This is a genomic window from Streptomyces sp. CMB-StM0423 (assembly GCF_002847285.1).
Classification (GTDB): Bacteria; Actinomycetota; Actinomycetes; order Streptomycetales; family Streptomycetaceae; genus Streptomyces.
Genome location: NZ_CP025407.1, coordinates 5,536,299 through 5,561,145, shown reverse-complemented (window position 1 = coordinate 5,561,145; position 24,847 = coordinate 5,536,299). Strand labels below are relative to the sequence as shown.

Annotated in this window: 16 protein-coding genes, 1 tRNA gene and 1 pseudogene; 8 read left to right on the top strand and 10 right to left on the bottom strand. The window is 73.1% G+C overall.

Features of this window, described 5'->3' with window-relative positions; genetic code table 11:
- Positions 1-30: 30 nt before the first annotated feature.
- The gene (locus CXR04_RS24255; RefSeq protein WP_101424398.1) at positions 31-1,287 is read right to left on the bottom strand and encodes an MFS transporter; all 1,257 of its coding nucleotides are present in this window, start codon (positions 1,285-1,287) and stop codon (positions 31-33) included.
- Between the two features lie 80 nt (positions 1,288-1,367).
- Here CXR04_RS24255 and CXR04_RS24250 point away from each other — a divergent pair, with 80 nt between their 5' ends.
- Entirely contained in the window at positions 1,368-1,907 is a 540-nt protein-coding gene (locus CXR04_RS24250; RefSeq protein WP_442802399.1) for a CGNR zinc finger domain-containing protein, read from the top strand.
- 75 nt (positions 1,908-1,982) lie between these two features.
- Here the strand turns inward: CXR04_RS24250 and CXR04_RS24245 are convergent.
- The 3 genes and pseudogenes from CXR04_RS24245 to CXR04_RS24235 all read right to left on the bottom strand — a co-directional run.
- Positions 1,983-2,055, bottom strand: a tRNA-His gene (locus CXR04_RS24245).
- 92 nt (positions 2,056-2,147) lie between these two features.
- A complete protein-coding gene (gene orn, locus CXR04_RS24240; protein ID WP_101424396.1) occupies positions 2,148-2,756 on the bottom strand; it encodes an oligoribonuclease in 609 nt (202 codons plus the stop codon).
- A gap of 223 nt (positions 2,757-2,979) precedes the next feature.
- Positions 2,980-4,072 (bottom strand): annotated as a pseudogene (locus tag CXR04_RS24235) (helix-turn-helix domain-containing protein); the annotation flags it as partial.
- An 878-nt stretch (positions 4,073-4,950) separates the two neighbouring features.
- On the opposite strand from CXR04_RS24235, the gene CXR04_RS24230 reads away from it, so the two are divergent.
- Entirely contained in the window at positions 4,951-5,472 is a 522-nt protein-coding gene (locus CXR04_RS24230; protein WP_101424395.1) for a universal stress protein, read from the top strand.
- Between the two features lie 295 nt (positions 5,473-5,767).
- Here the strand turns inward: CXR04_RS24230 and CXR04_RS24225 are convergent, their stop codons facing one another.
- Positions 5,768-7,123 (bottom strand): M14 family zinc carboxypeptidase, encoded by a 1,356-nt coding sequence (locus CXR04_RS24225; protein WP_101424394.1) that lies wholly within the window; start codon positions 7,121-7,123, stop codon positions 5,768-5,770.
- A 179-nt stretch (positions 7,124-7,302) separates the two neighbouring features.
- Between CXR04_RS24225 and CXR04_RS24220 the strand changes: the two genes are divergently transcribed.
- Positions 7,303-8,430 carry a HesA/MoeB/ThiF family protein gene (locus CXR04_RS24220; protein WP_101424393.1) on the top strand — a complete coding sequence of 376 codons (1,128 nt, stop codon included), beginning with the start codon at positions 7,303-7,305 and terminating at the stop codon, positions 8,428-8,430.
- Positions 8,431-8,478: 48 nt separating this feature from the next.
- Here the strand turns inward: CXR04_RS24220 and glmS are convergent, their stop codons facing one another.
- Positions 8,479-10,293, bottom strand: a complete 1,815-nt coding sequence (glmS, locus tag CXR04_RS24215) for a glutamine--fructose-6-phosphate transaminase (isomerizing) (protein ID WP_101424392.1) — start codon at positions 10,291-10,293, stop codon at positions 8,479-8,481.
- Positions 10,294-10,332: 39 nt separating this feature from the next.
- Positions 10,333-10,590, bottom strand: coding sequence for a hypothetical protein (locus tag CXR04_RS24210; RefSeq protein WP_101426566.1), 258 nt, complete (start codon positions 10,588-10,590; stop codon positions 10,333-10,335).
- Between the two features lie 172 nt (positions 10,591-10,762).
- Between CXR04_RS24210 and CXR04_RS24205 the strand changes: the two genes are divergently transcribed.
- Positions 10,763-12,406, top strand: a complete 1,644-nt coding sequence (locus tag CXR04_RS24205) for a beta-N-acetylhexosaminidase (protein ID WP_101424391.1) — start codon at positions 10,763-10,765, stop codon at positions 12,404-12,406.
- Positions 12,407-12,763: 357 nt separating this feature from the next.
- Here the strand turns inward: CXR04_RS24205 and CXR04_RS24200 are convergent, their stop codons facing one another.
- From CXR04_RS24200 to CXR04_RS24190, 3 genes are all read right to left on the bottom strand, one after another.
- On the bottom strand, positions 12,764-15,352 hold the full coding sequence (locus tag CXR04_RS24200) for a glycoside hydrolase family 9 protein (RefSeq protein ID WP_101424390.1): 2,589 nt from the start codon (positions 15,350-15,352) through the stop codon (positions 12,764-12,766).
- Between the two features lie 158 nt (positions 15,353-15,510).
- Positions 15,511-18,339, bottom strand: coding sequence for a glycoside hydrolase family 48 protein (locus CXR04_RS24195; RefSeq protein ID WP_234380457.1), 2,829 nt, complete (start codon positions 18,337-18,339; stop codon positions 15,511-15,513).
- A 363-nt stretch (positions 18,340-18,702) separates the two neighbouring features.
- Positions 18,703-19,758: a LacI family DNA-binding transcriptional regulator gene (locus CXR04_RS24190; RefSeq protein WP_101424389.1), complete on the bottom strand. Its 1,056-nt coding sequence runs from the start codon at positions 19,756-19,758 to the stop codon at positions 18,703-18,705.
- 439 nt (positions 19,759-20,197) lie between these two features.
- On the opposite strand from CXR04_RS24190, the gene CXR04_RS24185 reads away from it, so the two are divergent.
- The 4 genes from CXR04_RS24185 to CXR04_RS24170 all read left to right on the top strand — a co-directional run bounded on the left by CXR04_RS24185 (position 20,198) and on the right by CXR04_RS24170 (position 24,831).
- Positions 20,198-21,370, top strand: a complete 1,173-nt coding sequence (locus CXR04_RS24185) for an ABC transporter substrate-binding protein (RefSeq protein ID WP_101424388.1) — start codon at positions 20,198-20,200, stop codon at positions 21,368-21,370.
- A 10-nt stretch (positions 21,371-21,380) separates the two neighbouring features.
- Entirely contained in the window at positions 21,381-22,376 is a 996-nt protein-coding gene (locus CXR04_RS24180; RefSeq protein ID WP_101424387.1) for a carbohydrate ABC transporter permease, read from the top strand.
- Between the two features lie 10 nt (positions 22,377-22,386).
- A complete protein-coding gene (locus tag CXR04_RS24175; protein WP_101424386.1) occupies positions 22,387-23,292 on the top strand; it encodes a carbohydrate ABC transporter permease in 906 nt (301 codons plus the stop codon).
- A gap of 120 nt (positions 23,293-23,412) precedes the next feature.
- Complete coding sequence (locus tag CXR04_RS24170) at positions 23,413-24,831, top strand: GH1 family beta-glucosidase (RefSeq protein ID WP_101424385.1); 1,419 nt, start codon at positions 23,413-23,415, stop codon at positions 24,829-24,831.
- Positions 24,832-24,847 lie beyond the last annotated feature (16 nt).

Below are 24,847 nucleotides of genomic sequence, written 5' to 3'. Positions count from 1 at the left end.
CATCCCGCCGAAAAAATCTTGGAGAAGGCTTCAGCGCAGCGCGTCCGCGCCCCGGGCCGCCGCCCGCAGGAAGAACGGGACCGTCAGCAGCGAGGCCACCGCGAAGAACCCGAACGCCGCCCGCGGCCCGGCGAGTTCCGCGAGCAGCCCGACCAGCCCGGCGCCCAGCGGCATCGCGCCCCAGGCGAACATCCGGTTCGCCGAGCTGAACCGGCCGAGCATCGCGTCCGGCACCGCCCGCTGGATGACCGTGCGGCTGTTGACCGTCCACAGCGTGCCGCCGAGCCCGCCGAGGAACGCGGCCGCGGCGACGGCGCGCGCGTCGGCGGTGAGCGCGGGGACGGCGGCCATCGCGGCGGTGCCGAAGAGGTCGGCGAGCATCACGCGGCGGCGGCCCAGCACCCGGTTGAGCCAGGTCACGGTGACGGCGCCGAGGAGCCCGCCGATGCCGAGCGCGCTGAGCAGCACGCCGTACTCGCCGGGGGTGAGGCCCATGTCGCGGGTCGCGTACAGCGGGATGAGCGCGAGCCACGCGCCCCAGGTGCCGGAGAGGACGGTGAGGATGAGGGAGAGGGAGCGCAGCAGGCGGTGCTGCCAGAGGTAGCGGAGCCCTTCGGCGATCTGCCCGTTGACGGTGGTGGCGGGGGCCTCGCCCCCGTTCTCGTACGCTACGGCCCCCGCCCGGAACCGCCCGACGAGCAGCAGCAGCACGAGCGCCGCCGCGGCGTACGCGGCCCAGGTCGCACCCAGCGCCCACCCGGCACCCAGTGCGATGAGCAGCCCGCCGACGAACGGCCCGGCGAACTCGCTGAACACGGTCTCGGCCCCGGCCATCCACGCGTTCGCCTTGTCCCGCCCGGCGGCCGGCACGGCGGCGGGGACCAGCGCGGTGGCCGCGGTGGAGGCGACGACGTCGGCGACGCCGATGGCCGCACCGGCGGCGGCGAGCAGCGCGATGGACAGGTCGCCGCTCGCGGCGGCGGCGAGCAGCGGCACCATCGCGAGCAGCCGGAGCACGTTGACGATCCACAGCAGCCGGCGCCGGTCGACGCGGTCGACGAGCACGCCCGCGTGCAGGGCGACGAGCAGCCAGGGCAGCGAGATGGCCAGCGCCACCCCGGTGACCTGCGCGGGAGAGCCGCCGACGCGGACGGCGAGCAGCGGCAGGGCCATCTTCACGACGCCGTCGGCGAGGTTCGTCACGGCGGTGAACCCGACGAGGACGGCGGTGTTGCGCCGCCCGGCGTCCCGTAGCCGATCGCCCTCCAGAACCGCAGACGCGCTCATGACTCCCCCTCTAACCATCAAAGCCGTTTGCCGGTGAGATGAAGTTACCACCAAACGCGATAGCCGGTAAAGTGGTCTGCATGCGTACACCTCCTCGGGCCGCCGAGCTGGTGGCCGACTTCGCCAACACCCTGGACGTCTACGCCGGCACGGACACGCTGAGCACCCCGGACGAGCTGGCCACCTGGCTGACGACGCACGGCCTGCCGGTCACCGGCAGCCCCGACCCCGGCCTGCACGAAGCGGCCGTCGCCCTGCGCGCGGGCATCCGCGAGCACCTGGGCACCCACGTGGGCGACACCGCAGAACCCGCCGTCACGGCGGCGGCCGACGCGGCCCTGACCCGCTTCCCCCTCCACCCCACCGCCGCCGGCCCCCCGGTCCCCGCCCCCGGCCTCACACCCGCGGAGCGGGCGGTCGCGGAGCTGGCCCTCGCCTGGAGCACGCTGACGATCACCGGCGACGCCGCCCGCCTCAAGCGCTGCGCGGAGCACACCTGCCACGAGGTGTTCTGGGACACGTCGAAGAACCGCAGCAAACGCTGGTGCTCGATGCAGGGCTGCGGCAACCGCGCCAAGGCCCGCACCTACGCCGCCCGCCGCGCCGCCACCTCCGGCTGAACGGCCACGCACCGTAGCGCCCCGGAACGCGTCAGGGCCCGCACCGCCGAGGCGATACGGGCCCTGATCGAAGAGGGTGAGTGACGGGACTTGAACCCGCGGCCACCTGGACCACAACCAGGTGCTCTACCATCTGAGCTACACCCACCGTGAGCTGATGCTTCCGCACCGGCCGTGTAGAAGTGTACAGGGTCGCCGGTGGTGCTCGCCTCCGGCTTTCGCCGGGCTGCGGGGGGTTCGTTACGAGCCGTCCGCCGCCAGTGTGTGGCGGGCAGCGAGGGCCTTGGCGGTCTCCGAATCCGGGCCCGGCGGGGGGACGAAGACCGCCTCGCGGTAGTAGCGGAGTTCGGCGATGCTCTCCCGGATGTCGGCCAGCGCGCGGTGGTTGCCCGCCTTCTCGGGGCTGTTGAAGTAGGCCCGCGGGTACCAGCGGCGGGCCAGCTCCTTGACGGACGAGACGTCCACGATGCGGTAGTGCAGGTACCCCTCCAGGTCCGGCATGTCCCGGCTGAGGAAGCCGCGGTCGGTGCCGACGGAGTTGCCGCAGAGCGGGGCGCGGCCGGGCTCGGGGACGAACTCGCGTACGTAGGCGAGCACCTGCCGCTCCGCGTCCGCCAGCGTCGTGCCGCCGGCCAGCTCGTCGAGCAGGCCGGAGGCGGTGTGCATGGCGCGTACGACGTCGGGCATGGAGGCGAGGGCCGCGGCCGGGGGGCGGATGACGATGTCGACGCCGTCACCGAGCACGTTGAGCTCCGAGTCGGTGACGAGCGCGGCCACCTCGACGAGCGCGTCGCCGGTCAGCGAGAGGCCCGTCATCTCGCAGTCGATCCAGACCATCCGATCGTTCATGGCCCTCACCCTACGTGCCGGTCCCGCTGTCCCGGCACGGTCGCGCGCCTGGCAAGCGCTCCCCGGTGCCGCGGCGGGTGCGGCTCGGGGTGGCCGGGCGCGTACGCGTCGGACTGCGGCTTCTCCGCGCCGTCCACGCCGCCGCCCGAGACCCCCGCGGGCCCGCCCGCGCCGGGCGGCTGCGGGCGCCGCGGCGCCGGCACCGTGGGGGGTTCCGGCGGCGGTACGGCCTGGGGGTTACGGGCCCGGTAGGCGGCCCGGTACGCGGCCGGGGAGGAGCCGAGCTGGCGGCGGAAGTGCCCGCGCAGCGCGACCGGCGAGCGGAAGCCGCAGCGCCCCGCCACTTCGTCCACGGAGAAGTCCGACGTCTCCAGCAGCCGCTGCGCCTGAAGCACCCGCTGGGTGATCAGCCACTGCAGCGGTGCGCTGCCGGTGAGCGAGCGGAACCGCCGGTCGAACGTGCGTCGGCTCATGTACGCGCGGGCCGCCAGAGTCTCCACGTCGAACTGCTCGTGCAGGTTCTCCAGCGCCCAGGCCACGACCTCCGCCAGCGGGTCTCCGCCGATCTCCTCGGGTAAAGACCTGTCCAGGTAGCGCTCCTGGCCGCTGCCGCGCCGCGCGGGCACCACCAGCCTCCGGGAGAGCGCGGCGGCGGCCTCGGCGCCGTGGTCCTGGCGCACCAGGTGCAGGCAGAGGTCGATGCCGGCGGCCGTGCTCGCCGAGGTCAGGATGTCGCCGTCGTCGACGAACAGCTCGCGCGGGTCCATGTGGACCGACGGGTAGCGCTTGGCGAGCGTCGGCGCGTACATCCAGTGCGTGGTCGCCGGGCGGCCGTCGAGCAGCCCGGCCGCGGCGAGCGCGAAGGCGCCGGTGCACAGCCCGACGATGCGGGCGCCGTCCTCGTGCGCCCTGCGCAGCGCGTCCAGCGCCGCGGCGGGCGGCGGCTGGGTGATGGAGCGCCACGCGGGCACGACGACCGTGCCGGCCCTGGCCAGCGCTTCCAGCCCGTACGGGGCCGAGAGCTCCAGGCCGCCGGTGGTACGCAGCGGGCCGTCCTCACCGGCGCAGACCAGCAGCCGGTACCGGGGGGTACCGGCGTCCTGGCGGTCGACTCCGAAGACGGAGAGGGGGATGGAGTTCTCGAAGACCGGGCCACCGCTGAACAACAGCACGGCGACGACCTCACGGCGCCGCCGGGGCGGGCGCGGTGCCTCGCCCCGCACCGCCTCGGCCCGCACCGTGGCTGCCGCCACCTCGGGTGTGCGTGGCCCGCCGGACCGGATCGTTGCGCCCGCTCCGGTGGAGTCCTGGCTCATGACGCTAAGCCCCCTCGCTTCTCTCTTCCTCCGCGTCCTGCACCTACACCCCCGGGACGATCTCGGTCTCTCGGCCAAGATCAAATCTACTGTGTGTTGTCCGACGGACCGGACAGGTTCAAGCCCGCATCTATAACGACAGGTAGAGCGCGTCTTGTGTGACACGCGTGCCAGGTTCGGCCCTACCTCTATGTCGACAAGGAAACCTGGCGTGAAGCTTTCGATCGCGAACGGTTCCACTGGTTCACGCGACAGGGAAGGCCACCCCCCTCCGTTCTCCGACGTGCAAGGCTCGTGCGCCCCGACTGCGCCCCCAGCCCCCCGAGCCCGGAACGTTCCAGCCTTAAGTCTTGCAACTCCGGTGTGCAGAAGGGAAGTTGGCCGAAAAGATCGGGTCACAGGAGGTTGTCCCCTCAACCACGGGCGTACGCCTGCGCCCAGCCGCGAAAACGCCGGTGACCGCCGCGGCCCCGCCGTGTCCTGCGGCGCGACCCCGGCGCACGTGCCACGTTTGCCTTCGCGGCGGCGACGACGCACCCCGGGGGCGCGGCGACAGCGCACGGAAGCGTGGGGGGCGGCACGAAGGGCGGCGGCGTGATCCCCGAGCGCCGCCGCCGTGCGCCCCCGACGGCGCCCGGGACCGATCGCCGGGCCGCAGCGCCGCCCCGTCGGCGTTGCGCGGGACGCCGCACTGGGGCATGCTCCTGTGAACCGTTCGCCGGGGCCACTGGCATACCGCCGCCCGCCCCTGGGCAAGGGAGGTAGTGTCGCCGTACCCTTGTTGTACGGGATTGGGAAGATGATTCCCGGACACAGGAAGCGCGGACACAGCAAGCCGTGTCCCTCCAGCCACGAGGATTCCCTTCGCCGAGACACCGATGGCCGGTCACGAATTCCCCGAACCCGCGGACCGCAAGCCGGTCGCCGATCCCACGGCGGACCTGGAGGCGGCGGCCGAGCCCGCCCAAGGCTGCGATCCCGCCTTCAAGCACGGCGTCGTCTGCGGCTTCGACGGCTCCATGTCCAGTGAACGCGCCCTGGCCTACGCGGTCGGGATGGCGCGGCGCCTGGGCTGCGGTCTGATCATCGTGCACGTGGCCAACCGGCTGCCCACCACCGTCTGGGCCGGCTGCGAGCCGCCCGTCTTCGTGGACGTCCCCGACCACCGCACCGAAGTCCTCGGGCTGGAACTCGCCTGCGCCGACTACCTGTCGGACGTGCCCTGGATCCTCGTCGAGCGCGGCGGCGACATCTGCCACGAACTGGAGGAAGTCGGCCGGGAGTACGAGGCCGACGCCATCGTGGTCGGCTCCACGCAGGGCATCGTGGGCCGCATCTTCGGCTCGGTCGCGGGCCGCCTCGCCCGGCGGGCGCAACGGCCCGTCGTCGTCGTTCCGTAGCCGCCCCCGCGCGCGTTTGCGCCGGTCGCGCCGGTGGTGCGCGCGGTCACGCCTCCCCGGAGAAATCTACTCGCGAGTAGATGTGGGTTGTGAATTTGTGAGGGGCATATAGGGGACACGACGACGCGCTGCCGACCGGGAGGTGACGGTCCCCGGTACGGCAGCGGCACCGCCGGCGTATTGGGCGACGCCGGCACAGGGGAGGCGGCCCTCTGCGCGACGTGGTGGCACGCGCAGAGGGCCGCTCTTTCGTCTCCCGCCGAGGGGCCGCGGGTTGAGGGGGCCCGCACCGGGGTCAGCGGTCGCGGTGGCGGGTCGCCTGGGATCCGTTCGTGCGGCGGGCGGGGTTGAGGACCAGGCGGGCCAGGCGGGCGATGAACTCCGTCTGCAGGGCGGTCTGGTCGCGTACGGGGATCCAGCGGGGCCCGAAGTCGGCCGCGTAGCTGCGGCGCCAGCGGGTGAGCAGCGTCTCCGCCGCCGGGCCGAGGGGATGTCCTTCCGTCGCGCGGGCGAACATCGCCGCCGCCCGCAGCGGCAGCCGCTGGGCGGCCATCCGCAGCGCGAGGGCGCCGCCCGCGGTCGCCGCGGGCGGCGGGCTGCCCGGCGAGGGCGGCGCCGACCACTGCGCGGCGTTGGTGAAGCAGGCTTCGGTGAGCCAGGCCGCGGCGTCCAGCAACGGCCCGGGGGCGGCGCCGAGTCCGGTACGGGCCTCGTCCAGCAGCCCCGCCAACCGGTCGGCCTGCGCCCGCAGATGCCCCACGGCCCGCCCCACGACCAGGCCGGGCGCCCCGGTGGGCCGGAGGTCGGCGACGCCCTCGACGGCCCAGACGGGCGTCTCGACGACGGCGGTGACCGTGCCGTGCCGCAGCGGGTGGAACCACGTCGAACGGGTCAGCCAGTCGCGGTGCACGACGTTGGCGTCGAGCCCCGCGCCCGCGGCCATGAGGAAGACGCCCGGCCCCGCGCCGGGCATGTGCAGCGTGTCCACCGGCGCCGCGGCCAGCGGCACGGCGAGCCCGGCGGCGGGGTCCGCGAGCGCCGCGCGGGCGCCCGGCAGGTCGTGGGTGAGCTGCGCCCAGGCGCCGCCGACGTCGTTGGCGTGCAGGGAGAACTGCACCGCCGGGCGCAGCTCGTCCAGCACGGTCAGCAGCGCCCTGGTCTCGGGCAGCGGCGCGGCCCGTCCGCCGGGCGGCGGCAGCCACTCGGGCTGCTGGTCGGCGGCGGGCCGGTAGAAGTGGCGGAGCTGGCGCTCCAGGGTGCCGGGGTGGCGGGTCCAGGGCTCGGTGTGGCGGGCGCCGTCCGGGTCCAGGCAGAGCAGGAAGTGCCAGGCGGCGTCGCGGTCCTGCCGGCGGTCGCGCGCGCCGGCCCCGACGCGCCCGCTGCGCCCGTTTCGTACGGCTTGGTAGGCCAGGTCGGCGACGGCCGCGCCCCCGGCCGGCTCGTTCGGGTGCGCGCCACTGACCACCAGGACGTTCCGGGATCCGTGGCCGACGGAGAGCAGCCACAGCGGCTCCCCCGCGCGGGATTCGCCGACCTGCCGGAGCCGGCAGCGGGACGGGTGGCGCCGCGCCAGGTCGCGGGCGGTCCGGGTGAGGTCGTCCACGGTGGGGTAGCGGTGCCGCGCCAGCGCGGGGAGGCCGACCGGCGTCACTCGCCGCTGGGGTTGCTGTCGCCGGTCGTCTCCTTCTTGTCGAGACGACGGATCCTGATCTCCTGCATCGCGCCTCCCTCCCACCTGGTCAACTCTGTGTGCTTGAAACGACTCACTCAGTAGTGCACATTGGGCCGCGTCGGTGCAAGGTTTCCTGGCGCATCATCCTGGAGTGGGGTATGGCGGTGGGAGAGTGGGCACGGCCACGGGTCAAACCGGAGCACCGCGGCTATCGCACCGTGGCGGGAAACGTCCGTATCGGCAGCGTGATCTACGGCGTCGGCGCCGAGATCGAGGACCCGCGCGGCTGGGTCTGGTCGCTGGTCGAAGCCGCCGACGGCACCCGCAGCGCGCAGGACATCGTCACCGCGGTGCGCGCCCGGCACGAGGAGGTCGGACCCGGCGATGTCACCGCGGCGCTGGAGCGGCTGGCCGCGGCCGGCTTCCTGGAGGACGCCGCCGCGCCGCTGCCCGCGCAGTTCTCGCCGCGCGAGGCCGAGCGCTACAGCCGGGGCGTACCGCTGCTCCGCTGGATGGACCTCGGCGCCCGCGCCAGCGCGTGGGAGGCCCAACTGCGGCTGAAGGAGGCCCGGGTACTCGTCCTGGGCGTCGGGGGTACGGGCGGCGCGGCCGCCTGGCACCTGGCCGCCTCGGGCGTCGGCCACCTGCACGTGGTCGACGACGACCGGGTGGAACTGTCGAACCTCAACCGGCAGTTGCTGTACGCGGAGGCGGACGTGGGACGGCGGAAGGCCGAGGCGGCGGTGACCAGGCTCGCCGGCCTCAACCCCGACATCCGCGTCACCGGCGAGGTACGCCGCGTCGCCACCGCCGCGGAGCTCGCCGCGCTCGTCGTGTCCTCGCCCCCGTACGACGTGTTCGTGCTGGGCGCCGACGGGCCGCCGCAGATACGGCGCTGGGCGAACCGGGCCTGCCTGGCCGCCGGGCTGCCGTGGGTGGACGGCGGCTACAGCGGGCCGCTCGTCACGGCGGGCATCCACCGGCCCGGCACCGGCGGGTGCTGGGAGTGCCTGCACGACCAGGCGATCCGGCGGGCCGACCTCGGCCTCGCCCCCGGGGCGGACGAGCCGGGCGCCTCCGCGCACCTGCCGTGGAACCCGGCCAACGCGGTCACCGCCGGATTGTCCGGCGCGCTCGTCGCGTACGGCGCCCTGGCGTTGCTGACCGGCATCCCGCCGCTCGAACCCGGCGTCCGCTTCGGGTTCAACCTGATGGTGCCCGGCGACGAGGTGAGCGTCCGGCTGCCCCGCCGCCCCGACTGCCCGGCCTGCGGCAGCCCCGGGTGAGACACGGCGGCGGCCGGCACCGCAGCCGGCCGCCGCCACCGCCCGTGCCTACTCCACCGTCACCGACTTCGCGAGGTTCCGCGGCTTGTCGATGTCCCGGCCCAGCCCCAGCGCCGTGTGGTACGCGAACAGTTGGAGCGGGATGCCCATGAGGATGGGGTCCAGCTCCGGCTCGTTGCGCGGTACCACGATCGTGTGGTCCGCCTTCTCCTGCCGCCGGTGCGCGACCGCGAGGATGCGGCCCTCGCGGGCCTTGATCTCCTCCAGCGCCGCCCGGTTCTTCTCCAGCAGCTCGTCGTCCGGCACGATCGCCACCGTCGGCACCTCCGGCTCGATCAGCGCCAGCGGGCCGTGCTTCAGCTCGGAGGCCGGGTACGCCTCGGCGTGGATGTAGCTGACCTCCTTGAGCTTCAGCGCCGCCTCCCTGGCCACCGGGTACCCGCGGACCCGGCCGATGAACATCATCGACCTGGCGTGCGCGTACTCCTTCGCCAGCGCCCGGATCTCGTCCTCGCCGCGCAGCATCTCGGCGATCTGCTCCGGCAGCCGCCGCAGCCCCTCGATGACGCGGCGGCCGTCGGCGACCGACAGGTCGCGGATGCGGCCGAGGTGGAGCGCGAGCAGGCCGAAGGCGACGACGGTGTTGGTGAAGCACTTGGTGGACACCACGCAGACCTCCGGGCCCGCGTGCACGTAGATGCCGCCGTCCGTCTCCCGGGCGATGGCGGAGCCGACGACGTTGACGACGCCGAGGACCCGCGCACCCTTGCGCTTCAGCTCCTGCACGGCGGCCAGCACGTCGTACGTCTCGCCGGACTGGGAGACGGCGACGTAGAGCGTGTCGGGGTCGACGACGGGGTTGCGGTAGCGGAACTCGCTGGCCGGCTCGGCGTCCGCGGGCACCCGCGCCAGCTCCTCGACCAACTGCGCGCCGATCATGCCCGCGTGGTACGACGTGCCGCAGCCCAGGATCTTCACCCGCCGCACCGCGCGCGCCTCGCGCGCGTCCAGGTTGAGGCCGCCGAGGTGGACGGTGGAGAACCGGTCCTCGATGCGCCCGCGCAGCACGCGGTCGACGGCTTCGGCCTGCTCGCAGATCTCCTTGTGCATGTACGTGTCGTGGCCCGCCATGTCGTACGACTCGGGCGACCACTCCACCGTCTCCGGCGAGGACGACGTGCGCGAGCCCTCGGTGGTGTACGTGCGGTAGTCGTCGGCCTTGATGGTGGCCATCTCGCCGTCTTCGAGGGTGACGACCTGGCGGGTGTGCGAGACCAGCGCGGCGACGTCCGAGGCGACGAACATCTCCCGCTCACCGATGCCGAGCACGACGGGCGAGCCGTTGCGGGCGACCACGATGCGGTCCGGGTGGTCGGCGTGCAGCACGGCGATGCCGTACGTGCCCTCCACCAGCCGCAGCGTCTCGCGTACGGCCTCCTCCAGGGTGGCGGCGGCGGAGCGGCCGACGAGGTGGGCCAGCACCTCGGTGTCGGTCTCCGAGGTCAGCTCGACGCCGTCGGCGGCGAGCTTGGCGCGCAGGTCGGCGGCGTTGTCGATGATCCCGTTGTGGACGACGGCGACCTTGCCCGCCTCGTCCAGGTGCGGGTGGGCGTTGGTGTCGCTGGGGGCGCCGTGGGTGGCCCAGCGGGTGTGCGCGATGCCCGTGGCGCCGGCGAAGCGCTTCGGCAGCCGGGCCTCCAGGTCGCGTACCCGGCCCTTGGCCTTGACGGTCTTCAGCGCGCCGGAGCGGGCGGCGATGGCCACGCCGGCGGAGTCGTAGCCCCGGTACTCCAGCCGCTGGAGCCCTTCGAGCAGCAGCGGCGCGGCGTCGCGCTTGCCGATGTAACCAACGATTCCGCACATATCGTTCGCTTCCTGTCGGGAGAGGGTGGGGGTGGAGGGCTAGCCGTAGACGAGGCGGCGCAGTTGGCGCCGGGTCAGCTCGGGCGGGGTGACCGCGCGGTGCGCCAGCTCGCGGGCGATCCGGTCGAAGATCTCGTCGTTCACCAGGCCGCCCGCCTGCAGCTCGCGGTGGCGCCGGCGGACGAAGGCGGGCGTCGTCTCGTCGAAGTAGGCCAGGACGTCCTGCACGACCCGCGCGGCTTCGCCGCGGCTGAGCGGCGCGCTGCGTATCAGGTGGTCGATGAGGTCGTCGTGCACCCGTTGATACTGCTTGATGATCTTCACTTCCGCAAGAAATCTGCCCGGAATCGGGCAGGAATCACTCCTTTCCCTCGCCAGAGTGGTCTACACCCTTGACCGGTGCGGACACCGGCGGTTCTCTGGGAATGTCCATGACACGCGCACGATCCGCAGCCCCGAAGGGACCACTGTGAGAGGTCACCGCCTGAGGACTCCCCCGCACCGCCCCCCGCGCTCCCTCGCGCGCCTGGGGGTCGCGCTGCTGCTCACCGTCGCCGCGGGCGTCGGCGCCGGCGGCGCGGCGGCGCCCGGCACCGCGGCGGGCGGCGCGCGGCAGGCCGCCGCGCCGGCCGCGCTGGACTCCGTCATCCCCGCCCCCGCCGCCGTCGCGCCCGGCGGCAGCCCGTACGAGATCACCGCCGACACCGCCATCCGGGTGCCGCCCGGCAGCTCGGCCGCCGCCGCGTCCGCCCGGGACGCCGGCGAGTACCTGGCCGGCGTGCTGCGCCCCTCGACCGGCTTCGACCTGCCCGTCGGCAGCGAGTCCGGCGAGGTGGAGCTGCGGCTGAGCGCCAGGCTGAAGAAGGCCGTCGGCACCGAGGGCTACGAGCTGACCTCCGGCGCCGACGGCGTGCTGATCTCCGCCGCCGCCCCCGCCGGGCTCTTCCACGGCGTCCAGACCCTGCGCCAGTTGCTGCCGCCGACGGTGGAGGCGGACACCGCGCAGGACGGGCCGTGGCTGGTGGCCGGCGGGCGGATCACCGACGAGCCCCGGTTCGCGTACCGCAGCGCGATGCTCGACGTGGCGCGGCACTTCTTCACCGTCGAGCAGGTCAAGCGCTACATCGACCAGCTCGCGCTCTACAAGTACAACACCCTGCACCTGCACCTCACCGACGACCAGGGCTGGCGGCTGGCGATCGACTCGTGGCCGAACCTGGCCGAGTACGGCGGCAGCACGCAGGTCGGCGGCGGCCCCGGCGGCTACTACACCAAGGACCAGTACCGCGAGCTGGTCGCGTACGCCGCGAGCCGGCACATGACCGTCGTGCCCGAGGTCGACATGCCGGGCCACACCAACTCGGCCCTCGCCTCGTACGCCGAGCTGAACTGCGACGGCGTCGCCCCGCCGCTCTACACCGGCACGAGCGTCGGCTTCAGCTCGCTGTGCGTGCCGAAGGAGGTCACGTACGACTTCGTGGACGACGTCGTACGGGAACTGGCCGAGCTGACGCCCGGCAGGTACCTCCACATCGGCGGCGACGAGGCCCACTCCACGCCGCACGACGAGTACGTCGCCTTCATGGAGCGGGCCCAGAAGATCGTCGCGAAGTACGGCAAGACCGTCGTCGGCTGGCACCAGATCACCGCGAATCCGGCCGAGGGCGCCGTCGCACAGTACTGGGGCACGACCGGCGGCGAGCAGGAGGTCATCGACGCGGCCAAGGCGGGCACACCGCTGGTGCTGTCACCGGCCAACAGGACGTATCTGGACATGAAGTACCACGCGCAGACGCCGCTCGGGCTGAGCTGGGCCGGGTACGTCGAGGTGCGGCAGTCCTACGACTGGGACCCCGGCACGTACATGCGCGGCGGCGTGCCCGAGAGTGCGGTCCTCGGCGTCGAGGCGCCGATGTGGTCGGAGACGCTGTCGACCAACGACCAGATCGAGTTCATGGCCTTCCCGCGCGCCGCGGGCGCAGCCGAGCTGGGCTGGTCCCCGGCCGCGAAGCTCGGCTGGGACGGCTACCGGGACCGGCTGGTGGCGCAGGGCCCGCGGTGGGAGGCGATGGGCATCGACTTCTACCGCTCGGCGCAGGTCCCCTGGGAGTGACCGCGGCGCGGCCGGGACGGGAGGCACGGGCCCGCCTCCCCCCGACGGCTGCCGGTCCGCGGCGAGGCCGCGGAGCCCGCTGGAGGGAGGCGGTGGGGGGACGGCCCGCACCGCTCGGCACGGCTGGAGACCACCGCCTCCGCGCCGTCCCGAGGAACGCTACGCACGCTAGTGGCCCCGACTCGGGCAAAAATCGCAACACGGGCGCCGGGCACGAGCCTTAAGGCTCTCTTGAGGAACGCATCGGAAGCACTTAATCCGCGCGCCGCCGGGGCGGGAGCACCCCGCCGCGGCGGCGCGCGGACGGCCGTTCAGGCGCGAAAGCCGCCCCGGTGCCGGCAGCTCAGGTGCAGCGGCTCAGGTGCCGCCGCCGAGCTTCACCTCCCGCGGCGTGCCGTTGCTGCCGCTCCAGCCGGCGTTGAAGCCGAACGAGACGGAACCGCCGTCCGGCACCGCGCCGTTGTACGGCGCGTTGCGGCAGCTCACGGTGGTGCCGGTCTGGCTGCAGACGGCGTTCCAGGCGTTCTGGAGGCGCTGGCCGTCGGGGAAGTCCCACTCCGCGGTCCAGCCGTCGAGGGCGGCGCCGTCGCAGGAGATGGTCACGGTGCCGGTGAAGCCGCCGGGCCACTGGTTCGGTACGGCGTACGCCGCGGCGCACTCCTCGCCGGGACCCGGCCCCGGCCCTTCGCCGCCGCCGCTGCCGAGGTCGTCGGCGTAGCCGGCGATCCAGGCGAGCGGGGCGTTCCAGTTGATCGTGACCTCGTTGGTCGAGTACGACTCGATGTCGTCGATGTAGCACATCGCCGGCGGGCAGCCGGCCAGCTCCCGCTGCGCCACCGGGTCCTCCAACTGCGAGTCCGGACCGCCGGCCAGCGCGCCCGCGGGCGGATGGGGCAGGCTCGGGTCGAGCTGGTTCGCCCAGAACCTGTGGTGCTGGTTCTCGGAGTCGCGCTCGCCGTGCCCGGTGACGTACGACTGGTTCAGCGGGTTGCGGCCCAGCAGGTAGTCCAGGCCCGTGAGCACGGCGTCGCGGTAGCCGGCTTCGCCGGTCAGGCCGTGGGCGGTGGCCAGGACGACCATGTTGTTGAGCACCTGGCTGTTGGAGCCCCAGACGTAGCGCCCGCCCCCGGGGGCGTACGGGACGCCGTAGGCGGCGTTCGCGGCGTCGGCCGCGTAGCCGTCGGCGGCGTCGGTGACCATGCCCCGTACGGCGGCGAGCTGCGCGTCCGTCAGTCCGCTGTCGACGGTGGCCAGGTCCAGCGCGCCGAGCCCGGCGGTGGCGCCCCACGACATGCCGCCGCCGGGGAAGACCGCGGCGGCGTCGCCGTGCAGGGGCGAGCCGAGCACGTCCTGCAGATACGCGTCCTCGCCGGTGGACAGGTACAGCTCGGCGGCGGCCCAGTAGAACTCGTCGCTCACGTCGCCGTCGCTGTACGCGCCGCCGCCGGTGCCGTCGTTCGGGTCGGCGAGCCGGTCGGGGTGCGCCTTGGCGGCGGCGTACGCGGTGCGGGCCGCGGCCAGGCAGCGGTCGGCGAAGTCCGCGTCGAAGTCCCCGTACAGCCGCCCGCACTGCGCGCCGGTGGCGGCCAGGTTGAGCGTCGCGGCGGTGGACGGCGGGTGCAGCTCGCGCGGCTGCGGGTCCTCGTGGGGCAGCGTCGGCAGGCCGGTCCACTGCGCGTCGTGCAGCTTGTGGTGCGCCATGCCGGCCAGCTCCTCGCCCTGGGGCACCTGCATGGCGAGCAGGAACTCCAGTTGCCAGCGCGCCTCGTCGAGCACGTCGGGCACGCCGTTGCCGCGCTCGGGCACCGCGAGCTTGCCGTCGCCGAGCGGCCCGCCGTCGGCGCCCTCGGTGGTCAGCGTGCGCTCGTACGCGCCCATCACCTGCGCGGCGGCGATGCCGCCGTTGACGACGTACTTGCCGTGGTCGCCGGCGTCGTACCAGCCGCCCGCGGCGTCCAGCGTGTAGTCGCAGCCGCCCGGCTGGCACGGGACGTCGTCGTCGCCCCGGTTGGGCGCGACGCCCACGTGCCCGGGGGGCCTGGCGTACTCCTCGCCGACCAGTCCGGCGTCGATCTCGATGCCGCTGCGGTTGTGGTAGAAGTACGCGAGCGCGTCGGTGCGCAGGGTGCCGTAGATGTCGTCGCCGATGCTGAACGGCTCGCTGGTCTCGCCGTCGATCGTGACGGTGTAGCCCTCTCCCGCCTCGGTGAAGTCGCCGAAGGCGAAGGTGTGCACGTTCTCCAGCGAGGTCGGGTCGGTGCCCGCGGGCACGGTGGTGCCGCTCGCCTTCTCGGTGCCGTCCGCGGTGTTCAGCGTCCAGGCGAGCGGCTGGGCGGCCTCGGTGACGAAGGTGCCGTTCTTCGGCCCCCCGGTGAGGTAGCCGACCTGGTTGACGCGCACGGGCGAGCCGGTGTCCGGGTCGTACGGCGGCTGCTCCGCCCCGCCGCGCAGCGAGACGTCGTCGACGCAGAAGGTGTACGCCGCGTCGCTGCCGCCGATCTGGAAGGCCACCTGGGCGGCGTCGTCCGCGGCGGTGGCGGTGAAGACGTGCTCGAAGGTCCTGGCGGTGTCGGTCACCTGGTCCGCGGAGGAGAAGAACTGGCCCCAGGGCTCCACGGCCTGCTGCACGTTGGTGCGGATCGTCACGGGTGCGGTGGCGGTCGCCGTATAGCGCAGGGCGTAGGTTTCACCGGCGGCGAGCGGCAGGTCGTTCTGGCCGATGATGGCGTCCCACGGGTTGGCGGTCCCGGCGGGCACGTCGGCGCAGAGCCGTCCTTCGGCCACGGTGGCGGGGTTGCCCGGCGTCCACCACCAGGGCGCGGTGCCGGCGTCGAAGCCGCCGTTGAGGATCAGCTCGGGGCCCTCGTCGGCCGCGGCGGCGCCGGGCGCGGCGAGCGCTCCGGCGACCAGCACGGCGGCGAGGGCACGGGGTATGTGCCGTCTCACGGAAGACGTCCTTTCGGATGGGGGGTGGGAAGCGGGGCGCGGCCGCACCCCTCGTCGTCACGGCCGCGCCCCCCGGGCGGGTCCGGCCCGCGGTCGCGCCGCGGCCGGCGTGTACGGGCCGGAGGTCCGGCGCCGTACACACCGCCCGCGCGCCGGCGTCAGGGCTCCGTGCCCCACACCGGCGACCCGGCGACGTACGCGACGACTCGGGGCGCGTCGATGTACGTGCCGGTGGCGGCGCGGCTGTAGTCGTCCGACTCGTCGAAGGCCGACCAGTCGGTCTTGTTCAGCCGCAACTGGATGTCGCCGGTGGAGGCGCCGGCCGCGAGGCTGCCGGCGCCGGCGGTGAAGCCGGCCTCCAGATAGTGCGTGGCACCGGCCTTGCCGCCGCCGGCCGCGACCACGCGGTGCGTGACGTTGGCGGCGCCGAGTTGGGCGTAGTCGCACCAGGTGCTGTACGTGGCCGCGCCGGACTCGCCGCTGAACCAGTACCGGAGGGTCAGCGTCGACAGGCTCAGCGCGCCGCCGCCGGTGTTCACGATCCGGAGGCCGGGCTTGATCTGGTTGTCGGTCGCCGCCTGGTCGTTGTTGCGGTACTCGACCTTCACCGCCCCGGTGCCGGTGCCCGACCCGGTCGTCGCCGTCACCGCCGCGGACGGCTGCGAGGCGTTGCCCGCCGCGTCCCGGGCGGCGACCGTGTAGGAGTACGCGGTGGCGGCGGAGAGCCCGGAGTCGGTGAAGGACGTGGCGGCCGCGCTGCCGACGGGGGTGCCGTCGCGGTACACGTCGTACGCCGTCACCCGCACGTTGTCCGTCGAGGCGGTCCAGGCCAGCGCGACGCTGCTCGCCGTGGTGCCGGTGACCCGCAGCCCGCCCGGCACGGTCGGCGGCTCGGTGTCGTCGCCGGGACCGCCGGGGGTCTCCCCGCCGAGCAGTTCGCCGTAGGCGGCGAGGGCGAGGGCCAGGGCGGCCTGGGCCCAGAAGCGGTGGTACGTGAACACCGGCGCGGCGCCGCCGTCGAGGTACGTCTGCACCTTCTGCCAGTCCGGGTCCTCGCGGTACCAGGAGCGCAGGTCGATGAAGGTGACGCCGGGTGCGATGGGGTCGCCGTGCGGGGAGGTGCCGGACCAGCCGGCGGGCACGTACACCTCGTCGTCGAAGCGGTCGTAGTCGCGGCGGGTCTCGGGGACGGCGATGCCCTTGCCGTCGGCGTGCGCGGCCATCGCGTCGAGCAGCGCCTTGGCCAGCGCCGCGGCATCGGCGTCCGCGGCCCTGGCGGCGTAGTAGACCAGCGTCATGACCAGCGCGGCGCCGACGCCGACGTCGTCGGCGTAGTCCACGACGTCCACGTGCAGGCCGGCGTTGGCGCCCGGGTTCGCGGCGTTCCAGGTGTCGGGGGCGCCGGTCCACCGCAGGGTGGACGGGAAGCGGTAGCTGCCGTCGGCGCCGACGGTGGTCTCGGCGGAGGCCCAGGCGACCCACTTGGCGAGGATCGCCCCGGCGTCGGCGTTCCCCGTGGCGTGGTAGTACTGCGCGACGCGCTCCATGCCCCAGACCTGGAAGCCGAACCAGTTGTTGCTGGGCGGGTCGTGGTAGACGGGCTGCCAGTCGTAGGGCATGCCGTAGAAGGTCGGCGTACCGGCGGGCGGGGTGCCGTACTGCCCCTCCCAACTGTTGGTGCAGCCGCCGGCGAGGGCGCCCTCGGTGGACTGCAGCCAGCGCAGGAACTCCAGTTGCCGGGTGAGGGACGTGGCCCAGTCGCTCTTCGCGGTGGGGGACCTGGGGGTCAGCTCGGGCACGGTGGACAGCGCCCAGGCCGCGAAGGGGTTCTGGTAGCCCTGGTGGGAGGCGCCGTCGCCGATGCGCCAGGCCCACCCGCCGCCGCTGCCGGTGGAGCCGCCCCAGGCGTAGTACCAGGACAGCAGGTAGTGCTGCGAGGTGCGGCCGGTGCCCGCGGGGCAGCCGGTGGGGCTGTCGCAGTCGCCGATCTGCTTGAAGTACTTGTCGAACATGGCGTAGCGCAGGTAGTCGCCCATCTTCGCGGCCCGCGCGACGGACTCCGCCACCAGGCTCTCGTTGCCCTGCGCCCTCGCCCAGGTCAGCGCCCAGTACGCGGCCTGCACGGCGCGGGCGTCGGCGTCGGGGGCGTTGGTGTACTTCCACTGCCGGGCGTAGGAGGCGTCCCCGACGAAGAGGTCGAGGTAGCCGTTGGGGCCGCCGAACTCGAAGAGGTCGGTGGTGGGCTGCGGGATCGTCTCCCAGACCGACTCCTGCGAGCCCCGCTGGTAGCTGTTGATGAAGGACGCGCCGGGCCCGGGGCCGTTCTGGCCGCCGGTGCCGGGGGTGTTGCCGTAGCCGTAGACGTTGTCGAGGTCCATCAGCCAGTGCATGCCGTAGACGTCCATCGTCCCGTACGCCGAGGCCAGTTCGGCGGCTATGGGGTCCTGGCCGACGGGCACGCCGGGGTCGAGCTGGGAGGGGTAGGACGAGACCTCGGGGTGCTCGGGCGCGTAGGTGGCGGGCGAGCCCGGGTTGTACGAGCCGCTGCTGGCCTGGTCGGCGTGCGGCGGGATGATGGAGCGCTCGGCGGTCTCCCAGGCGCCGTTGAACGGGCCCCAGTCGCCGGTGACCCGGCCGTAAGCGGCCTCCAGCCAGATCCAGAAGCTGAACGCCTCCGAGGTGGTCTGGTGGCCGTGGTCGGGCGCCTCGACGATCAGGGTCTCGACGCAGTGGTAGGGGATGCCGTCGGGGCTGAAGTAGCCGTTGGCCGGGTCCTTGATCTTCTCGTACTGGGCGAGGAAGGCGTCGGTGTACGGGGTGGCGGCGACGGCCTTCGTGCGCTCGCCCGCCGGCGCCTGGGCGGCGTGGGCGGTGGCGCCGGCCAGGGCCTGCCCGGCGCCGAGGGCGACGAGCGCGCCGCCGGCGGCGGTGGTGAACGATCTTCGGGACAGCCGTGCGGACTCGTCGGGAGTGCGGGGTGCGTGCACGAATCCTCCTGGAACTGGAAGGTGTTCGGGCGTGCGGGCTTGCGGGCGGACGGCGTGGAGGGACAGCCGGGCCGGGCGCACGGGGCCTGTGCGCGCCCGGCCCGGCTGAGCAGAAGGGACGGGGCCTGGCGTGGTTCGCCCCCGTCCTCACCTCGCGGAGTGAGGTGCAAGTCTTGAAGTGTGGGAGCGCTCCCAATCTCCCGAAGGGTTATGCACCTGTCAACCCTCCCGACAGAAGTCGCCCCGGGGCCAGGGCAGTTGTGCGCTACGGGCCGGAAGGCCGGCCTGTACACGCCGACGGGGCGGGCCCGAGCCGGGCCCGCCCCGCGTCACGTTCCGGCCCCGGCGGCGGGGCCGCCCGGGTCACCCCGAGGCGCGTACCACCAGCTCGGTCGGCAGCACCACGTGCCGCCCCTCGGTGGCGTCCTTCGCGTCGATCCCGTCCAGCAGCACCCGTACCATCGCCCGCCCCATCTCCTCCGTGGGCTGCCGGACGCTGGTGAGCGGCGGGTCGGTGTGCCGGGCCACCGGCGAATCCTCGAAGCCGACGACCGCCACCTCGTCCGGCACCGTACGGCCCGCCGCCCGCAGCACCTGGAGCGCGCCGGCCGCCATCACGTCGGAGGCGGCGAAGACCGCGTCCAGCGCGGGCCGCCGCTCCAGCAGCTCCTGCATCGCCCGCCGGCCGCCCTCCTCGGTGAAGTCACCGACGGCGACCAGCCCCGCGTCCTCCTCGCGGCCCGCCGCCTTCAATGCCTGACGGTAGCCCTCCAGCCGGCAGCTCGCGACGTACATGTCGGCGGGGCCGGTGATCGTCGCGATCGCCGAGCGCCCGCGGCCGATCAGATGTTCCACGGCCGCCTGCGCGCCGCCGGTGTTGTCGGAGTCGACGTACGGCACGGCCTCGCCCGCCGCCCGCCGGCCGTTGAGCACCGCCGGGAGCCCCATGGCCGCCAGCATCTCCGGCAGCGGGTCGCCCTCGTGCACGGAGACCAGCAGCACGCCGTCGACCCGGTCGGCGCTCAGATACGCCGCCAGCCGCTCCCGCTCCCGGGGCGAGCGGATGAGCGTCAGCAGGAGCTGCTTGTCCGTCTCCGCCAGCTCCGCGCTCACCCCGCGGACGATGTCCGAGAAGTACGGCTCGGAGAACAGCCGGGTCTCCGGCTCCGGGATCACCAGCGCGACCGCGTCCGCGCTGCCGGCCGCGAGCGCCCGCGCCGCGCGGTTGGGCACGTAGCCCAGCTCCGCGACCGCTCGCTCGACGGCCGTCCGCGCCTGCTCGCTGACCTGGTCCGATCCGTTGATCACCCGGGACACAGTCCCCCTGCCCACCCCGGCTCGCGCGGCGACCTGCTCAAGCGTCGGTCTCCCACCGCGCCCGCCGCGCGCCACCGGCGTACGCCGATCCCTGACCGCCATTCCACCCTCCCGCGTTATGGCTGTCTGCTGACTGTCCGATTCTCGCCCCCGGCCCCGGTCCGCGGGCCGTGCCGAAGCTAACAGCCGCGTAACGGGAGCCAGTCGAGATGTCCGGTCCCTTGACACCCCCTCGCCGAAAGGCCACCCTTCAACCAATCACTTCTGGGAGCGCTCCCACTCTACTCGACCCATAGAGAACCCGCACGAAAGCCCGCCCGAGCCGCCACTCCCGATCCCCCTCGTACACCTCCGGCAGGAGCGGCACGCGTCAGGGCGCTAGGAGGATGCAGTGCGCAGTTACCGCACGACCCGACGGGCCGTGGGCCTTTTGGCCGCAGCCGCTCTGGGCACCGGGTTGCTCAGCGCGTGCGCGAGCGATGACGACGACGGTTCGAAGAGCGACTCCGGGAACGGGGGGAGCGGGAAGACCACCATCACGATGGGTCTCTTCGGCACCTTCGGCTTCGAGGAGGCCGGGCTCTACGACGAGTACGAGAAGCTCAACCCGGACATCACCATCAAGCAGGACGTCATCGAGCGGAACGAGAACTACTACCCCGCCCTCCTCAACCACCTGACCAGCAACAGCGGTCTGGCCGACGTCCAGGCCGTCGAGGTCGCCAATATCGCCGAGGTCGTCGACACCCAGGCCGACCGCTTCATGGACCTCGGCAAGGCCGAGGGCGCCTCCGAGGACGCCTTCCTGGACTGGAAGTGGCAGCAGGCCACCGCCGACGACGGCAAGACCATCGGGCTCGGCACCGACGTCGGCCCCATGGCCGTCTGCTACCGCAAGGACCACTTCGAGGCCGCGGGGCTGCCCACCGACCGCGAAGAGGTCGCGAAGCTGTGGGAAGGCGACTGGGAGAAGTTCCTCGACGCCGGCCGGGACTTCAGGAAGAACGGCCCCGAGGGCGTCGCCTGGGTGGACTCCGCCGACGCCGTGTACGACGGCGCCATCGCCTCCAGCGAGGGCAAGTACTACGACGAGTCCGGCGAGGTCATCTACAAGGACAGCCCGGACGTCGAGGCCGCCTGGGGCATCGCCTCCACGGCCGCGGAGGAGAAGCTCACCGGCAACCTGGAGCAGTTCACCAAGCAGTGGGACCAGGCGATGAGCAACGGCGACTTCGCCACCATCTCCTGCCCGGCGTGGATGCTCGGCTACATCCAGGAGAAGGGCGGCACCAAGGCCGAGGGCAAGTGGGACGTGGCCCAGTCGCCCAGGCCCGGCAACTGGGGCGGCTCGTTCCTCGGCGTCCCCGAGTCCGGCGCGCACAAGGAGGAGGCCGCCAAGCTCGTGGCCTGGCTGACCGCGCCCGAGCAGCAGGCCAAGCTCTTCGCCGAGCGCGGCAACTTCCCCAGTGCCCCGCCCGCGTACGACATGGAGGCGGTCAGGACCGCCACCAACCCGTACTTCGGCGACGCCCCGATCGGGGAGCTGTTCTCGGCCGCCGCCGAAGAGATCCCGGTGCAGACCATCGGCCCGAAGGACCAGGTCATCGACGACAACATCGGCAACGGCCTGCAGTTGATCGAGCAGGGCAAGCAGGACCCCGACGGTGCCTGGGACGAAGCCGTCAAGGCCGTGGACAACGCCCTGGACCAGTGAGAGTCCGGCCATGACCCAGACTGGTACGGCCGTGGACGCGCCCCCCTCCGCCGAGGGGGGCGCGGTCCCGAAACGGCCCGCGACCGAGGACCGGCGGCAGAAGTGGCGCAGCCGCCGCTACCGGTGGGACGCCAAGCTCAGCCCGTACGCCTTCATCTCGCCGTTCTTCCTCTTCTTCGCCGCCTTCGGCCTCTTCCCGCTGCTCTACACCGCGTGGGCCTCGCTGCACCGGGTGGAGCTGACCGCGCCCACCGACATGGAGTGGGCCGGACTGCACAACTACACCCGGCTGTTCGAGGACCACTTCTTCTGGAACTCACTGTGGGTCACCTTCACCCTCGCGGTGCTCTCCACGGTCCCGCAGTTGCTCATGGCGATGGGCCTCGCGCACCTGCTCAACTACAAGATGCGCGCCGCCTCCTTCTTCCGGGTGGCGATGCTCGCGCCGTACGCCACCAGCGTGGCGGCGGCGACGCTGGTGTTCGCGATGCTCTACGGCCGCGACTACGGGCTCATCAACTGGTTCTTCGGCCTGTTCGGCGTGGACGAGATCGACTGGAAGAGCGGCGACTGGACCTCGAAGATCGCCATCTCCACCATCGTGATCTGGCGCTGGACCGGCTACAACACCCTGATCTACCTGGCCGCCATGCAGGCCGTGCCGCACGACCTCTACGAGTCCGCGGCGCTCGACGGCGCGTCCCGCTGGAAGCAGTTCCGCTACGTCACCATCCCCTCCCTGCGGCCCACGATCCTCTTCACCGTCGTCGTCTCCACGATCGGTTCGGTCCAGCTCTTCGGCGAGCCGCTGCTCTTCGAGGAGGGCGCGGGCGCGTCCGGCGGCCCCGACCACCAGTTCCAGACCCTGGGCCTCTACCTCTACGAGCAGGGCTGGCGCAACCTGCACCTCGGCCGTGCCGCGGCCATCGCCTGGGTGATGTTCCTGATCCTCGTGGTGATCGGCATCGTCTTCGGCCTGATCTCGCGCCGGCTGCGGAAGAGCTGAAGGGAAGCTCATGGCAACGCTGACAGAGACCGCCCCCGAGACCGCGGCCCCGGCCCGCCGCCGGCGGCGGCGCGCACCGAAGGCCGGGGAGGCAGGCGGCCAGCAGCGGGCGGGCAAGCTGACGTACGCCGTCCTGCTGCTCTTCACCGCGATCTCGCTCTTCCCGCTGATCTGGACCGCGATCGCGGCCTCCCGCACCAACGAGCGGCTGGCGGAGACACCGCCGCCGCTGTGGTTCGGCGGCAACCTCTTCGCGAACATGGAGACCGCCTGGTCCGACGCGAACATGGGCCTGGCGCTCTTCAACACCACCCTCGTGGCCGGGGCGATCGCCGCGGGCACCGTGCTCTTCGGCACGCTGGCCGGCTTCGCCTTCGCCAAGCTGCGGTTCCGCTTCAAGAACCTGCTGATGCTGCTGGTGATCGGCACGATGATGGTGCCGCCGCAGCTCAGCGTCGTGCCGCTGTACATGGCGATCGCGAAGCTGGAGTGGATCGACCAACTGCAGTCGGTGATCCTGCCGTTCATCGTGAGCGCCTTCGGGGTGTTCTTCATGCGGCAGTACCTGATCCAGGCGCTGCCCACCGAACTGATCGAGGCCGCCCGGGTGGACGGCGCGAGCAGCGTGCGGGTCATCTGGCACGTGGTCTTCCCCGCGGCGAGGCCCGCGATGGCCGTGCTGGGGATGCTGACGTTCGTGATGGCCTGGAACGAGTTCTTCTGGCCGATCATCGCGCTCACCCAGGAGAACCCGACCGTGCAGGTGGCGCTCACCAGCCTGGGCCGCGGCTATATCCCCGACCAGTCGGTGATCATGGCGGGCGCTTTGCTGGGTACGCTGCCGCTGCTGCTGCTCCTGCTGCTGTTCGGCAAGCAGATCGTCGGCGGCATCATGCACGGCGCGGTCAAGGGCTGACCGGCCGTGGCCCGTTCGCCCCGCGGCGGTACGACCCGCGCGCCGCCCGGGAGCCGTTGAGCTACGACCGGCCCCGTTGTCCACGACGTTCGTCACCGCCGAGATTGGGAGCGCTCCCAGATGTCCGACACCACCGCCACCTTCCCCGAGGACTTCCTGTGGGGCACGGCCACGGCCGCGTACCAGATCGAAGGCGCCGCGCGGGAGCACGGCCGCACCCCCTCCATCTGGGACACCTTCTCGCACACCCCGGGGAAGACCGCGGGCGGCGACACCGGGGACGTCGCCGTCGACCACTACCACCGGCGCACCGAGGACGTCGAGCTGATGGCCGGGCTCGGCATCGGGGCGTACCGCTTCTCCGTCTCCTGGCCGCGCGTCCAGCCCACCGGGCGCGGGCCCGCCGTGCAGCGCGGGCTCGACTTCTACCGGCAGCTCGCCGACGAGCTGCTGGCGGCCGGCATCAAGCCGGTGCTCACGCTCTACCACTGGGACCTGCCGCAGGAGCTGGAGACCGCGGGCGGCTGGCCGGAGCGCGACACGGCGCACCGGTTCGCCGACTACGCCCGCCTCGTCGGCGACGCCCTCGGCGACCGCGTGGAGCTGTGGACCACGCTCAACGAGCCCTGGTGCAGCGCGTTCCTCGGCTACGCCGCCGGGGTGCACGCCCCCGGCCGCACCGACCCGGTCGCCGCCCTGCGCGCCGCGCACCACCTCAACCTCGCGCACGGGCTCGCCACCGACGCGCTGCGCACCGCGCTGCCGGCCCGCGCCCAGATCTCCGTCAGCCTCAACCCCGCGGTCGTCCGGCCGCGTACGGACTCCGAGGCGGACCGCGACGCCGCCCGCCAGGTCGACGCGCTGGCCACCCGCGTCTTCACCGGTCCGATGCTCGACGGCGCGTACCCGCCCGATCTGCTGGACGACACCGCGCGGCTGACGGACTGGTCCTTCGTACGGGACGGTGACCTGCCGCTCATCAGCCGGCCGCTGGACTCGATCGGCCTCAACTACTACACGCCCACCGTGGTCTCCGCCGTCTCCGGCGACGCCAGGCCCGAGCGCGCCGACGGCCACGGCGGCGGCGCGCAGTCCCCCTGGCCGGCCGCGGACCGCATCGCCTTCCACCAGCCGCCGGGCGAGCGCACCGCGATGGGCTGGACCGTCGACCCGACGGGGCTGACGGAGCTGCTGCTGCGGTTCACCGCCGACGCGCCGGACCTCCCGCTGTACATCACCGAGAACGGCGCGGCGTACGACGACAAGCCGGAGCCGGACGGCTCGGTCCACGACCCGGACCGCATCGCTTACCTGCACGGGCACCTCGGCGCCGTGCACCGCGCGATGGCCGAGGGCGCGGACGTGCGGGGCTACTTCCTGTGGTCGCTGCTGGACAACTTCGAGTGGGCGTACGGCTACGGCAAGCGGTTCGGCGCGGTGCACGTGGACTACACGACGCAGCAGCGCACGCCGAAGTCCAGCGCCCACTGGTACGCGGACGTGATCCGCGCGGGGGCGCTGCCGGCGCCCGGCGTCTGACGGCCCCGGCCGGCCG